The sequence below is a fragment of the Arthrobacter sp. ISL-85 genome (genome assembly GCF_018613675.1).
GTDB lineage: Bacteria > Actinomycetota > Actinomycetes > Actinomycetales > Micrococcaceae > Arthrobacter.
Genome location: NZ_JAGGPQ010000008.1, coordinates 41,624 through 54,108 on the forward strand (window position 1 = coordinate 41,624; position 12,485 = coordinate 54,108).

A 12,485-nucleotide genomic window follows, 5' to 3' on the forward strand; every position below is an offset into this window, starting at 1 on the left:
GGCCCTACAGTATCGACTGACTCCCTGCCGGTCCTCAAAGTACCCCCCAGCCCATGAATCGGGACGTCCCCGTAAAGTAAGGGACGTGACTAACCGAATCAGCCCAGCCCAGGCATGGCAGCGTCTGCTCTCCGGCAACAAGCGTTTCGTCTCCGGAGAGGCGCTACACCCGAACCAGGACGGATCCCGGCGCAGCGCACTGGTGGACTCCCAAAGCCCCTTTGCGGTCATCTTCGGATGCTCAGACTCCCGCCTGGCCGCGGAGATCATTTTTGACCTAGGCCTGGGCGACGCCTTCGTGGTGCGCACAGCCGGGCATGTGATCGACGACGCGGTTCTCGGATCGCTCGAATACGGCGTATCGGTGCTGAATATCCCGTTGATCGTGGTCCTCGGGCATGACAACTGCGGTGCTGTCACGGCCACGAAAAATGCGGTGGAAACCGGGGAGATGCCCCCGGGCTACATTCGCGACCTCGTCGAACGGATCACCCCGTCGGTGCTCACGTCGCTGCGCGGGGACATGACGGACGTCAACGACATGGTCGTTGAACACGTCAAGCAGACCACGGCCCGGCTTCTGGAGAGTTCACAGGTGATTTCCTCCGCAGTGGAGGATTCCTCCACAGCCGTGATCGGCGTCGCGTACCGGCTCGAAGAGGGCCAGGCGGAGCTCGTCTCAGAATCCGACATGCTCTAAAGCTGAGACAAGACCGGGCAGCCTCCTACTCAGGATCCCCACTGCTGGAGGAATTTCATCCGAAACGATGCGTTTTCCGTGTCGATCAAACACCGAGCACCGTCCCCCTGGTGTTTGAAGCAGGATTATCAGCGTGCGAGGCCCTTGGCGACGTTCTTTGGTCGCTGCATCTCGCCGTGCTTGGAGCCCAGGACAATGACCCAGCCGGCGAATACAGGGATGGCCCACTGGAGGATTTTTAGCTGTTGTTGGGCGGAGCGCAGTTCCTCCGAAGCGCCGGGGGTGGGTTCGGTTGCGCCTGCGGCTCCTTCGCCTGAGAGCTTGTCTACCTTCGCGCCCTGCATTCCGGCGTACAGGGTCACGGCAGCCCCGACCAGAGTGACAATGGTTTTATAGATGGTCAGCCGCGTTACCCCGTCCTGTTTGCCCATTCGGTCCTTGTTTTCCCAAACGACGGCCGCGCCGGCGAGGATGTGCGCACCGAACGCTGCGGTCTGGAACGGGGACCACTTTTTCCAGCCGAGGCTCGAAAGCCGGGTGCGTTCGGCCGGGTCCTGGGCTTGTGCTGTTGCGCCGTTCAATCCGATGGCGCCCATAAGGGAACCGCCGAACCACGCAGCGGCGGTCAGGTCGTGAATGGATCGTGCAACAAGATTTCCTGCCATGGCGAGCTCCTAAAGTGTTTGCAAGCCGGAAGAGCAAAGCCAGGAAACTGGCGCCCCGTTGGGACAGGATACGCACATTCAACGACGCCTGGATAGCCCTGTTCTGCCCTCGTGGCGTTCGAAAGAGGGCCGGTCCAGTACATGCATGTGGTCCAATATCGTTTTGCGCGCGGACCTGCGGTTTGGCCCGTTGCTGCCGGGGTCCCGCCGTTCTACTCTCAAGCACCCCAACATTTTTGCCTGTGGGCAGACGCAGGGGCAGCACGGCCAGGAGCCCCCGCCTTCAGAGGGGAGGGGCTGAGGGACCCGGGGAAGTTGATGGGGCTAACTTTTTGACGGCTGATGCCTTCGGCCGGCCAGGCCCGGAAGGCGTCGCCCATCTGCTTCACGGTGGCGGGTCATTGACCGGGGGCCGTTGCTACCACTGGCTCGATTGCGAGTTATCGTCTTTCATTCGCATCGACGTGGAATGCCTGTAGCTGCGGGCCTTGGCGGCCGCCGCCCGGGGCAGGGCGCCCATCCGCTGGGGGCGCGGCGCCGAATAGTGGGTGAGGTCCCCGTCTGGGGCCCGACCCTCGCGGCCCTGCGCTTTAACTCGGTAGAGGGGCCCGCGCTTTGAAAGGTTTGATCATATGCGCACTTCTCCCAACCGGTTGATCGCCACCGTTTTCGGTGCCGTGTACTTGCTCGTCGGTCTTCTCGGTTTCGCTGTCACCTCCGGGGTTGGATTCTTCGCCACGGAGGGGCCCCTCCTGATCATTTTTGCCGTGAACCCACTGCACAACGTCATCCACCTTGCCATCGGCGCTGCGTTGCTGCTCGCCGGACTGAAGTCCGTGCCGGCGGCACGGTCGGTGAACACGGCAGTAGGCGGCGTGTACCTGTTGGTCGGGATTCTGGGATTGTTCCTGCTGAACACGTCCTTGAACATCATCGCCCTGAACGGTGCGGACAACGTACTGCACCTGGCCAGCGCCGTCCTGCTGCTCGGTGTCGGCCTGTCCCAGGACAAGGCCCTCACCCCGCGGACCGCTGCAGGGGTCCGCTGAGCATGAGTTCCGCCGCCCCGGCAGGAAAGCTTCTTCCGGTCACTGAGCCGGCGGCCCCGGCCCCCGCCCGGGTCCCGGTTCTGCCCGAGGCCGTGACGATCCTGGCGGGATTCGCCGGTATCGGCGCCGGGACCCTCAGCTTCGGCATCAGCTCCACCCTGCTCAGTGCATCCCTAACCCCCGGGACCATCACCGGCGCCGGCGTAACTGTCCTGTGGGGCATTGGTTTGATGGTGTGGGCTGTGCAAAGCCTGCGCCGCGGCTCCCCCGCATGGTTCAGGGCGGTTCTACGTACTGTCCCGGTCGCGGTGGTCCTGCACCTGGCCGCCGTCGCGGTCGGCATCTGGGCGCCGGGCCCGGCCCCCCGTTTCCTTGACGGGGCTGCCCTCTCCGCCGCGGCCCTGGAACTGATGATCCTCGGTTCCGTGGGCTGGCTCGCCCGCCAGCCCACACCCGGGGCCGGCCCGGCACCTGTCCAGCCGGCACCCGGGCCGCTGCTGGCCGCGATCTTCGCTGCCGCCCTTATTGTCGCGACGATCACTACCCCGGGGCTGGCCGCAACCGCCGCCGGCGACCACGCAGTCCCGCACGGAGAACACACCAGCGCCCACCTCAGCCCACCAACCGGGCACCACCACTAGTGGCCCCCGCCGCCTTCGGTCCCAGGCCCCGCCTGAAACCCCAGGGCCCTTACCAGGGAAGCAGTCCGCCCACCCGGTCCGCCGGGTTGGCACGGAACCGGAAAACCCCGAAACCCGACAGGGCATCTGTGTTGACAGCATGGACCCCACGCTCCGTCCAGGACGCACCCATGACCCCTGATGACAGGCCGGAAGAACCCACCGAAGACATCACCCATGACCTGGACAACGGCGGCGTTCTGGACCTCGCCGAGCTGTATGCCGCAGACTGCCTGGGCAACCAGGCCGAGCAGGCCGTTGAACGCTTTCTCCGGTCGGGCCCCGAGTCAACACGACACCAATTCCTTCTCCGTGTGGCACAAACACGTGAAGCGCTGATGCTCACCTACGGGTCCCTGGACGCCGAACCCCCCACGGATCTACTGCCCAGGATCCTGGCCCGGCTCCCGGCCCCACCCCCGGCGTCCAAACGCAAACCTCTCCGCTAACCCAGCCCTGCCGACGCTACCCAACAAACCCCAAACCAGAACCCGCGCAACGACACCCACGAACAACCAGTCGACCGATAACCACCCCTAGTCCGGCAAAACACCAACCTCCCGGCGGATCACCGGCACGAAGACCTCCCACTCCGCGGATCCACCGGGCCCGCGAAAATTCTTTGGCTCTAACCCATCCACGTCCTGGCCCCGGCCGAATAGTCATTGAGGCACCAGCCAAGAGGCTGGTGCCGATAAACCGTACGCAGCAAGGCCTCGTCATCGGTCCGGCTCAGTACCACCCACCTCAAGGAGAACTCAATGCAGACCATCACGCGCACCACCTTCACGATCGCAGGCGTCGCGGCCGCCGCCCTGCTCAGCCTGACCGCCTGCGGCGGATCGGCTACCACCTCCGGGTCGTCTGCGTCATCGACGCCGATGAGCTCCGCCCCCAACTCCAGCATGGCGTCCCCGTCAGCCACCAAGTCGGCAAGCGCCTCTGCAGGCACCATGAGCCCAGCGGCGAACCTGGTGGGCCCGGGCTGCGCCGCTTACGCCAAGCAGGTTCCCACCGGTGCCGGTTCCGTGGAGGGGATGGCGCTGGATCCGGTGGCCGTCGCAGCCTCGAACAACCCGATTCTGACCACCCTGACCGCGGCCGTTTCCGGCAAGCTCAATCCCAAGGTCAACCTGGTTGATACGCTCAACGGCGGCGAGTTCACCGTCTTCGCACCGGTGGATGACGCCTTCAAGAAGATCGACCCGGCCACCATCGACAAGCTGAAGACCGACGACGCCCTCCTGAGCAAGATCCTGACTTACCACGTGGTACCCGGCCAGATCACCCCGGACAAGATCGCCGGCACCCACGCTACGGTCCAGGGCGGCTCCGTTACCGTGACCGGCAGCGGGGACAACCTCAAGGTCGATAACGCCAACGTCATCTGCGGCGGCGTCAAGACCAAGAACGCAACCGTCTACCTGATCGACTCCGTGTTGATGCCCAAGTAACACAGGCCTCTAAAGCCCGGCCATAACCTAAAAAACGCCTGCTGGGGTCACCGGAACAGTCGACCCAGCAGAAACAGGCTAAAACCGAAGGGCCTGAGCACGGTACCGCACCGGGCTCAGGCCCCCGGCTTTGTTAAAGACACTCTCTCCATCACACTTTGTTAAAGACACTCTCTCCATCACACCCCGCGGAGGATGCACGGTCGCGGCCTTGCTTTGAGCGCTCATAGATCCCCGTTTCTGCGCCCACCCGCTCCGAGGGGGCACGGTGGGGTGCTGCCTGCTCTTCGAAGATCACGCTTTACAGCGTTGTCACCAGATCTTGGGGTCTCATTGGACGAGACAAACCCTGATCATGCACCCCTTGATCAGCCCTTCATCAAAAGCCCGGCCAACGTCCCCCAACGATCCCGCGGGGAGCAAACCCAGACAGAGGCGCGATAGGTTTGGCCAGGGGATCCATAGCTGAGGACCGCGGTGTCCTTTCCCTGCCCGTGCGGTCAATCCGGACTCCCGGCGGCTCCGAACCATACACATGACAACGCTTCGAAACCGGATTACCGGCCCCGCCGCCCTGGCCGCGCTGGCAGGGGTGGTGGCGGCCGCCGTCGTGCTTGCCGTTGCGGAGTTGATTGGCGCATTCTTCACCGCCAGGGCAACCCCACTGTTCGCCCTGGGATCCACGTTCATCGACTTCACCCCGCCAAAGCTGAAGGACTTCGCCGTCGCGACCTTTGGCACCAACAACAAGGCGGCGTTGTTCGTGGGCATGGGTCTGACCATTACTGTGCTGGCCTGCGTCCTGGGCGTGGTGGCCTACCGGAAGTGGGTGCTGGGAGTTTTGGGGGTCCTGTTCATGGGCGCCGTGATTGTGGCCTGCGTGGTGACACGCTCCGGGGTCAGCGGCGCGGACGCCATCCCGTCCGTACTGGGAACGGTCGCCGGCCTGCTGGCCCTGCGCCTGCTCATGGCGCCCCTGTGGCGGCTGAAGGAGGTCAAACCCTGGCCGGAAGCACCCGCAGATCAGGCAGCCGACGCCGACGCCCTGCGTGGGCAGGAAGGCACCAGCCGCCGCCGGTTCTTTGCTGCGGCCGGGGTTACCGCGGTGGGCGCCGGTATCGCCGGCACCGGTGGCCGCCTCCTGAGTGCTGCGCGCAGCAACATCACCAAGGCTCGCGAAGCGCTCACCCTCCCATCCCCGGCGAAACCCGCAGCCGCAGTGCCGGCCGGGGTCCAGTCTCCCGTGCCGGGCGTTACCCCCTGGCTCACGCCCAACAACGACTTCTACCGCATCGATACTGCCCTGAGCGTCCCGGAGATCAACATCAATGACTGGAAGCTCCGCGTGCATGGGCTGGTGGATCAGGAGGTCACCCTCACTTTCCAGGACCTGCTGGATGCGCAGCTGATCGAATCCCACGTCACCCTCACCTGCGTTTCCAACCCGGTGGGCGGCAACCTCGCCGGAAATGCCAAATGGCTGGGGTTTCCCCTCCGCGAGGTCCTGGCCCGCGCCAAGCCCAAGGACGGTGCGGACATGGTGCTCTCCACGTCCATTGACGGCTTCAGCGCCTCCACTCCACTGGAGGTCCTGCAGGACGACAGGGACGCCATGCTGGCCATCGGCATGAACGGGAAACCGCTGCCGCTGGAGCACGGCTACCCGGTGCGGATGGTGGTTCCAGGGCTCTACGGGTTTGTCTCCGCCACCAAATGGGTGGTTGACCTGGAGGTCACCCGTTTCGCCGACAACAAGGCGTACTGGACCAACCGCGGGTGGTCAGAGCGCGGGCCCATCAAGACCATGGCACGGGTGGAAGTGCCCAAATCCTTCGCGAAAGTGCCGGCCGGGAAAATCGCCATGGGTGGTACCGCCTGGGCGCAGACGCGGGGCATCACCAAGGTGGAAATCCAGGTCGACAACGGCGAATGGGCGGAAGCCACCCTTTCCGCGGAAGCCTCCACCGTCACCTGGCGCCAGTGGTCATACCAGTGGGATGCCACACCCGGCCCGCACTACATCAAGGTCCGCGCCACCGACGGCACCGGGGAGGTCCAGACGGACCAACGCGCCGACCCGGTACCTGACGGCGCCTCGGGCTGGCAGTCGGTGATGGTCACCGTACAGTAGCGGGTGAAGCGAGGCCCTTGATCGCGCCAACGACGTCCCCCGGGGCCGGGGCCGCAGGGTTGACGGCAGGACCCGTCCGTGGACGGTATGCCGGCGAATACTGGGAGAAGGGTCGTGACAACTGTTGGCCCCCGGGCATGTTCGGAAAGGTTTCACCATGAAAAGCAGGATCCGCTCCCGCACTACCAGTATGGTCCGGGCCGGCGCTGCGGGCCTTTCGGCGTTGTTAATGGCCGGGTGCGCCACCGGCCCCGGCACCGGCACGGTGCCGGGCTTTGATAACTCCTCAGCTCCTCCCTCAGCATCAGTGACTGCCCGCCCCGACGGGGGGCCGACCACGCCGTCACCTTCTGATGTTTTGGCCGTGACGCCAGCAGATTCTCCTTCGGCGGCGGCGAAAATGGTGTGCGGGGAGGAAACCCGGAACAACATCGCCCGGATCCTGGCGCTGGCCTCCCCGCCGCGGACCACTGATTCCTGGGCGGACAAGCTCTACACCTGCACCTACGCCCTCCCTGAGGGCCCCTTAGTGCTCTCGGTGAAGGAAGCACCGGACCCGGCCGCCGCCCGCGCCTTCTTCGACAAACAGCAGCAGTCGACCGGCCAGGCCGCCCCCATTGAAGGGCTCGCTAACCTGGGCTTCCCGGCCTTTCAAACACCAGCCTCCGCGGTCTTCGCCAAGGACAACTTCGTCCTCACCGTCGACGCATCAGCCCTTCCCGCGGGCCTCGGTCCCCACCAGGTCTCCCGGGACGCCCTGGCCTACCAGGCCGCCACCGCCGTGCTGGCCTGCTGGTCCGAATAACCCCCTCCCCCACCCCGCCGGGACGTCCTCCAAGAACCCGGAATCGCTGCTTAAGCGCGTCAGGACCCTGCCTTGGGGATAAAAGCCACCTTTTCCCCGAAAATCCCACCCATCCGTGACCCGGACCACAACGAATCGTCAGTGTCACAGTCATGCGCGTACCCATCAGGGGACGCTCATTTCCAACGGAGGAATAAGTCATGAAGAAATCTGCTTTCCTGATCGCCCCGGCCCTCGCCCTGGGCGCCCTCGCACTGTCCACCAGCCCGGCCCTGGCCGCGGACACCACCATGTACCAGGCGAACCTTGCCTCGATCAATGGCTCCAATGCCTCCGGCACGGTCATGATCACCGTCAACGGTGACCAGGCCACCGTCACCGAAAAGGTCTCCGGGCTCGCTGCCACCTTCGGCGGCAACCCTTACCCGCACGTGCAGCACATCCACATCGGCGCGAAGGGCACCTGCCCGGACATGTCCGCTGACACCAACAAAGACGGGGTGATCAGCACCACCGAAGGTGGTCCGTTCTACGGGGCCATCGGTGCGACGCTGTCCAGCAGCGGCGACACCAGCCCGGCCGCCGGGACGGATCTGAAGGTCGCAGGGATGGGCGCCTCCTACACCTACAACCGGACGTTCGCACTGGATGCCAAGACCGCTGATTCACTCAAGGCCGGCACCGCCGTCGTGGTCGTCCACGGCCTGGACCCGGCCACCCTCTCGGCCACGGCGCAGAAGGAACCGTCCGACCTGGTCCCTTCCCTGCCCCTGGCCGCGACCTCGCCGGCACTGTGCGGGACCTTGAAAGCGATGCCCGCCGGGGCGCCCGGGACCGGCATCACCGCCCCCGCCCCGGCCGGACCTGACCTGGGCCTGCTCGCTGCCGGTGGCGGTCTCGTCCTGGCAGCCGGCGGCGCCTACGCCCTCCGCCGCAAAATGGCAGCCTAAGGTCTGAGAAGAAACAGGGAATGTCAGTGCCCTGATGGGAACTGAGAACAGCAGCCGCCGCGGGCGCTTCATCGCGTCCGCGGCGGCCGCCCTGCTCCTGGCCGGCGGGGTCACCACCATCGGCCTCGGCCTCCACGCCCAACCCCCCACACCGGCCACAACCGGCAGCGTGGACCCCACCGTGCCGCCAGCCAGCGCCCCTGCTGCAGCTTCACCCGCCCCTGATACGACACCGCCGGCAACCATTCCGTCCACCGCGCCACCGGCCCCGGTAGCGGGTTCTGCGCCGGATGGGGCGCTGCCCGCGTCTGTGCCGGTCCGCCTCGAGGTCCCCTCCATCGGGATCGACGCGGCCCTGATACCCCTCGGCAATCAACCCAACGGCGAAGTCCAGACCCCGCCGGGGGAACCTGGTTCACCCGGGGGCTGGTACAAAGACTCCCCCACCCCCGGGCAGACCGGATCGGCCATCATCCTCGGCCACGTCAACACCACCACCAGCGATATCGGTCTGTTCTACCGCCTCCACGAACTCACCCCCGGCCAAACCATCACCGTCACCCGGGCCGACCACACCGCCGGGGTGTTCACCGTCGACAAAGTCGACGTCTACCACAAAGCAACCTTCCCGACCGTGGAGGTCTACCAGAACGCGGACCGGCCCGAAGTACGGCTCATCACCTGCGGCGGCTACAACCCCGCCACCAGGAAATACCTGGACAACACTGTCGTCTACGCCCACCTCACCACCAGCCACCCCGCCTGAACCCCACCCTGGACCGGGCGCAAAGGGAACCGTCAACATTTTTCGTCAGCTTTCGTGAAAGAAAAGAAAACCCATGAAAACGACCAGGACCCGTCAACGGATAAGCCTTGCCCTGACCTCGGCAGCAATCCTCATTGCCGCCACCGCCTGCGGGGCCCCCGGCACGGGGACAAGCTCACCGGCGGCCCCTTCAGGCACTGCTTCTCCCAGCGCCTCCATGGACCCCGGCATGGACGCCTCCTCCATGGGTTCGTCGATGCCGTCCTCGATGGGAGCCACGATGGGAGCATCCAACGGGGCCGCCGCGATGGCGGCCGAAACGACGATCCATATCAAGTCCTTCGCCTACACAGGCCCGGACAGCGTCCCGGCCGGTTCGATGGTGACCGTGATGAACATGGACACCGAGGCGCATACCCTCACCGCCGATGATGGTTCCTTCGACGCCGTCGTCAAACCCGGGACCAGCACCACGTTTACTGCCCCATCAAAACCCGGAACGTACTCCTACCACTGCACCTACCACTCCAACATGAAAGGGACTCTGACCGTCAAATGAATACGGCCCGAAGCTCCGGCGAGGACCCCCTGACGGAACCACCAGAGCCCGTCAGATCCCGCGGCCGCGCAGCGGCGATGGTGGTGCTGCGGGTCCTGGCGGCGGCTGCCCTGGCCGTGGACGCAGTCGTCCACGCCCGGCTCGCCCCGGCTTACCAGTCCGCAGCCCCCGAAGGCTTCGGGGAGGGCAACCTCTTCCTCGCCGAAGCCGCCGCCGCCGCCCTTGCCGGGCTTTACGTCCTGATCCGCGCCAGCCGGACCGCCTGGTTCCTGGCACTGCTCACCGCCGGAGGCGGCCTGGCAGTGCTGCTCCTCTACCGCTACGTCGACATCCCAGCCGTCGGGCCCTTCCCGGCCATGTACGAACCCGTCTGGTTCTTCGACAAAACCCTCACCGCCCTCGCCCAAACCGCCGCCGTCCTCCTGGCCGCCACCGCACTTGCCTTCCAGCGGCGAACACCGGACCCGGCTCCCCTTGCCCGCGGACGCAACCGCGGGCACGATGACAGCTAACAACGCGTACCGGACCATTCCGGACCGACCCGAACATTATCGATGGAGAATTTCATGAGCACGGAAGCCAACATCCACGCCCAGGAGCGGTTCGGCGCCGCGGTGAACAGCGGACGGCTTGAAGATCTGGATGAGGTCGTCGCAGCGGGCTGCGTTGATCACGATCCCGCCCCGGGGCAGGGCCCAGGTCCGCAGGGGTTCAAAGACCTGTTCACCGGGCTGCGTGCCTCGTTCCCTGACCTGAACATCGCCGTCGAGCATGTGACCGCCGCCGGCGATGACGTGGTGTTCGCGTATACGCTCACCGGGACACACCAGGGGTCCCTGATGGGCCACGAGCCGACCGGCCGGAGCTTCCGCATCCGGGGAATGCAGCTGGGCCGGTTCCAGGACGGCAAACTCGTGGAGCGGTGGGGCAGCAGCGATCAGCTCGGCATGCTCGCCCAGCTCGGCTCGGCGCCCCGGCCATGAGAATGATCCGGGCAATCGCCACCGGGGCCATTGCAGGGGCAGCCGGGACAACCGCGCTGAACACCGTCACCTATCTGGACATGATCTGGCGTGCCCGCCCGGCCAGCAGCACCCCGGAGGCTACCGTGGAAAAACTCGCCGACGTCACGGGCATCAAAATCCCCGGCAACGCGGAAGAACGAACGAACCGTGTCGCCGGACTAGGCCCGCTGACAGGGCTAATCGTCGGCGCCGGTCTCGGGCTGGCCCGGGCCGCCGGATACCGGCCAGGGCTTCCCGGATCGTCACTGACCGCAGCTGCGGGAGCGCTGATTGGCAGCAACGGACCCATGACCGTCCTCGGAATCACAGACCCCCGCACCTGGTCCCCCACGGACTGGGCCAGTGACCTCGTACCCCACCTGGCCTACGGCATCGTCACCGCCGCCGCCCTGCACATACTGGACCACGACGCGCCCTGACTGTCCCAAGGCAAACCAGCAACAAAGGAACGGATCCGGCTGGCCACTGCAGCCCAGGGTCAAGGGCCGCGACCGGCAGATACGGACACCGGCCGCGTGGCGTGTTTCCCGTCAAGGGACCACGCTGCTCAGCTCTCTCGCGGCATCGGACCAGCACCGCCCTAACGGCACCGCTTCCGTTCTACCTTTGCAGTCCTTCTCTTGAATTCGGCCCGTCCATCCGAGGCACAAGGCGTAGGAGCGGTAGCAGGAGCCAAAACGGGGATTAATAGAGAAGCCAACGTCCGGTATCAGATCGGCCGGCGGCTCTTCGACGAAGCCCGCTACCGGGACGCCGCCGCGGAATTCCAGTGGGCGGCGGACCTGTACCGCGTGTCCGTCCACCACGAGCTCGCCGAACGCTCCAACCAGGCCATGCGCCGCTCCCTACAAGTCCACACCGCCGCCTAAAGCCCCAGACCGGCTCCGCTCATCCAGGCTGACCGGCCGGGGGCTGGGTCCTTGCGTCGATATAGCTCTGTGCGGTTGCCGCGAGTATCCGGAGCACTTGTTGTTCGGACGGGGGGAAGGGCCGGGGTTTCTGGTCAATGATGCACAAGGTGCCGATGTTCCACCCGCGGGGTCCGTGCAGCGGAAAGCCGGCGTAGAAGCGGATGTGCGGGTCTCCGAGGACGAGTGGGTTGGATGCGAAGCGGTCATCGGTGAGCGTGTCGTGGATGACCAGCATCGAATTACGTTCCACTGTCTCTGTGCAGAGCGCGATCTGCCGTGGTGTCTCGTCCCGGAGGGGCCCGAGGACGGACTTGAAGTGCTGAACATCGCCGTCAATAAGTGACATTGATGCAGCACCGACGTTAAAGAACTTCCTGGCCGCGCCGACGATCCGGTCGAAGGGTTCCTCCGGCCCTGTGTTCAGCAGGTCCGTCTCGTGCAGGGACTTCAGACGCTCCGTCTCCGCCTGGTCCGGCGTCAGCGGGAACTTCCCCGCGGCGCCCAACGCGGCCAGCGCGTGCTGGCGAGGCCGTTTCTGATGGGCCGGGGGCCTGCCGGCCTTTCCCGCCTCACAGTTTGGGGCAGATCCCTGGCGGCTTCCGGCCGCGGGCCGTTCTCCCCACTTGCCGGGAGTAAGACCCCGTCTCGCGATGGACCAAGCCGAGGCACCGTGCAGGTAAGTATCCAACTCGAAGGTCGACCACCGGGAACGGCCGGAATTCGCGGCCCCTAGTTTGCGGTGGTCTATACCGAGCGTTGCAGCGAGCTCTAGACGATATGGGTGAAGGAG

At 65.6% G+C, this 12,485-nt stretch carries 16 protein-coding genes; 14 read left to right on the forward strand and 2 right to left on the reverse strand.

The window, feature by feature from the left end:
- The first annotated feature begins 85 nt into the window (after positions 1–85).
- Entirely contained in the window at positions 86–700 is a 615-nt protein-coding gene (locus tag J7I84_RS06925) for a carbonic anhydrase (protein WP_311381091.1), read from the forward strand.
- A 128-nt stretch (positions 701–828) separates the two neighbouring features.
- Here the strand turns inward: J7I84_RS06925 and J7I84_RS06930 are convergent, their stop codons facing one another.
- A complete protein-coding gene (locus J7I84_RS06930; protein WP_214942495.1) occupies positions 829–1,365 on the reverse strand; it encodes a hypothetical protein in 537 nt (178 codons plus the stop codon).
- Between the two features lie 632 nt (positions 1,366–1,997).
- Between J7I84_RS06930 and J7I84_RS06935 the strand changes: the two genes are divergently transcribed.
- The 13 genes from J7I84_RS06935 (at position 1,998) to J7I84_RS06995 (ending at position 11,653) form a co-directional block, all read left to right on the forward strand.
- The gene (locus J7I84_RS06935) at positions 1,998–2,414 is read left to right on the forward strand and encodes a DUF4383 domain-containing protein (RefSeq protein ID WP_214942499.1); all 417 of its coding nucleotides are present in this window, start codon (positions 1,998–2,000) and stop codon (positions 2,412–2,414) included.
- 2 nt (positions 2,415–2,416) lie between these two features.
- A complete protein-coding gene (locus J7I84_RS06940) occupies positions 2,417–3,055 on the forward strand; it encodes a hypothetical protein (protein ID WP_214942502.1) in 639 nt (212 codons plus the stop codon).
- A 170-nt stretch (positions 3,056–3,225) separates the two neighbouring features.
- Positions 3,226–3,543 carry an RskA family anti-sigma factor gene (locus J7I84_RS06945; RefSeq protein WP_214942505.1) on the forward strand — a complete coding sequence of 106 codons (318 nt, stop codon included), beginning with the start codon at positions 3,226–3,228 and terminating at the stop codon, positions 3,541–3,543.
- 312 nt (positions 3,544–3,855) lie between these two features.
- Entirely contained in the window at positions 3,856–4,548 is a 693-nt protein-coding gene (locus J7I84_RS06950) for a fasciclin domain-containing protein (protein ID WP_214942508.1), read from the forward strand.
- A gap of 535 nt (positions 4,549–5,083) precedes the next feature.
- Complete coding sequence (locus tag J7I84_RS06955; RefSeq protein WP_214942512.1) at positions 5,084–6,679, forward strand: molybdopterin-dependent oxidoreductase; 1,596 nt, start codon at positions 5,084–5,086, stop codon at positions 6,677–6,679.
- 364 nt (positions 6,680–7,043) lie between these two features.
- Entirely contained in the window at positions 7,044–7,484 is a 441-nt protein-coding gene (locus J7I84_RS06960; RefSeq protein ID WP_251046237.1) for a hypothetical protein, read from the forward strand.
- Positions 7,485–7,684: 200 nt separating this feature from the next.
- Positions 7,685–8,434, forward strand: coding sequence for a hypothetical protein (locus J7I84_RS06965; RefSeq protein ID WP_214942515.1), 750 nt, complete (start codon positions 7,685–7,687; stop codon positions 8,432–8,434).
- Between the two features lie 34 nt (positions 8,435–8,468).
- Entirely contained in the window at positions 8,469–9,200 is a 732-nt protein-coding gene (locus tag J7I84_RS06970) for a class F sortase (protein ID WP_214942518.1), read from the forward strand.
- Positions 9,201–9,273: 73 nt separating this feature from the next.
- Positions 9,274–9,759, forward strand: a complete 486-nt coding sequence (locus J7I84_RS06975) for a cupredoxin domain-containing protein (RefSeq protein WP_214942521.1) — start codon at positions 9,274–9,276, stop codon at positions 9,757–9,759.
- The gene (locus J7I84_RS06980; RefSeq protein ID WP_214942524.1) at positions 9,756–10,271 is read left to right on the forward strand and encodes a hypothetical protein; all 516 of its coding nucleotides are present in this window, start codon (positions 9,756–9,758) and stop codon (positions 10,269–10,271) included. The genes J7I84_RS06975 and J7I84_RS06980 overlap by 4 nt, the downstream gene beginning before the upstream one ends.
- A gap of 54 nt (positions 10,272–10,325) precedes the next feature.
- Positions 10,326–10,742, forward strand: a complete 417-nt coding sequence (locus tag J7I84_RS06985) for an ester cyclase (RefSeq protein ID WP_214942527.1) — start codon at positions 10,326–10,328, stop codon at positions 10,740–10,742.
- Positions 10,739–11,203 (forward strand): hypothetical protein, encoded by a 465-nt coding sequence (locus J7I84_RS06990; protein ID WP_214942530.1) that lies wholly within the window; start codon positions 10,739–10,741, stop codon positions 11,201–11,203. The genes J7I84_RS06985 and J7I84_RS06990 overlap by 4 nt, the downstream gene beginning before the upstream one ends.
- 201 nt (positions 11,204–11,404) lie before the next feature.
- Positions 11,405–11,653, forward strand: coding sequence for a hypothetical protein (locus tag J7I84_RS06995; protein WP_214942559.1), 249 nt, complete (start codon positions 11,405–11,407; stop codon positions 11,651–11,653).
- Between the two features lie 19 nt (positions 11,654–11,672).
- Here the strand turns inward: J7I84_RS06995 and J7I84_RS07000 are convergent.
- Positions 11,673–12,485: GAF domain-containing protein (locus J7I84_RS07000; protein ID WP_214942533.1), on the reverse strand; the 813-nt coding region annotated here is incomplete at its 5' end.

What these genes read in the sequence shown, in the direction of transcription:
- J7I84_RS06985 (WP_214942527.1), top strand. Translation starts at nt 10,326, where the DNA reads ATGAGCACGGAAGCCAACATCCACGCCCAGGAGCGGTTCGGCGCCGCG.
- J7I84_RS06940 (WP_214942502.1), top strand. Translation starts at nt 2,417, where the DNA reads ATGAGTTCCGCCGCCCCGGCAGGAAAGCTTCTTCCGGTCACTGAGCCG.
- J7I84_RS06955 (WP_214942512.1), top strand. Translation starts at nt 5,084, where the DNA reads ATGACAACGCTTCGAAACCGGATTACCGGCCCCGCCGCCCTGGCCGCG.
- J7I84_RS06935 (WP_214942499.1), top strand. Translation starts at nt 1,998, where the DNA reads ATGCGCACTTCTCCCAACCGGTTGATCGCCACCGTTTTCGGTGCCGTG.
- J7I84_RS06945 (WP_214942505.1), top strand. Translation starts at nt 3,226, where the DNA reads ATGACCCCTGATGACAGGCCGGAAGAACCCACCGAAGACATCACCCAT.
- J7I84_RS06990 (WP_214942530.1), top strand. Translation starts at nt 10,739, where the DNA reads ATGAGAATGATCCGGGCAATCGCCACCGGGGCCATTGCAGGGGCAGCC.
- J7I84_RS06950 (WP_214942508.1), top strand. Translation starts at nt 3,856, where the DNA reads ATGCAGACCATCACGCGCACCACCTTCACGATCGCAGGCGTCGCGGCC.
- J7I84_RS06980 (WP_214942524.1), top strand. Translation starts at nt 9,756, where the DNA reads ATGAATACGGCCCGAAGCTCCGGCGAGGACCCCCTGACGGAACCACCA.
- J7I84_RS06965 (WP_214942515.1), top strand. Translation starts at nt 7,685, where the DNA reads ATGAAGAAATCTGCTTTCCTGATCGCCCCGGCCCTCGCCCTGGGCGCC.
- J7I84_RS06930 (WP_214942495.1), bottom strand. Translation starts at nt 1,365, where the DNA reads ATGGCAGGAAATCTTGTTGCACGATCCATTCACGACCTGACCGCCGCT.
- J7I84_RS06975 (WP_214942521.1), top strand. Translation starts at nt 9,274, where the DNA reads ATGAAAACGACCAGGACCCGTCAACGGATAAGCCTTGCCCTGACCTCG.
- J7I84_RS06970 (WP_214942518.1), top strand. Translation starts at nt 8,469, where the DNA reads ATGGGAACTGAGAACAGCAGCCGCCGCGGGCGCTTCATCGCGTCCGCG.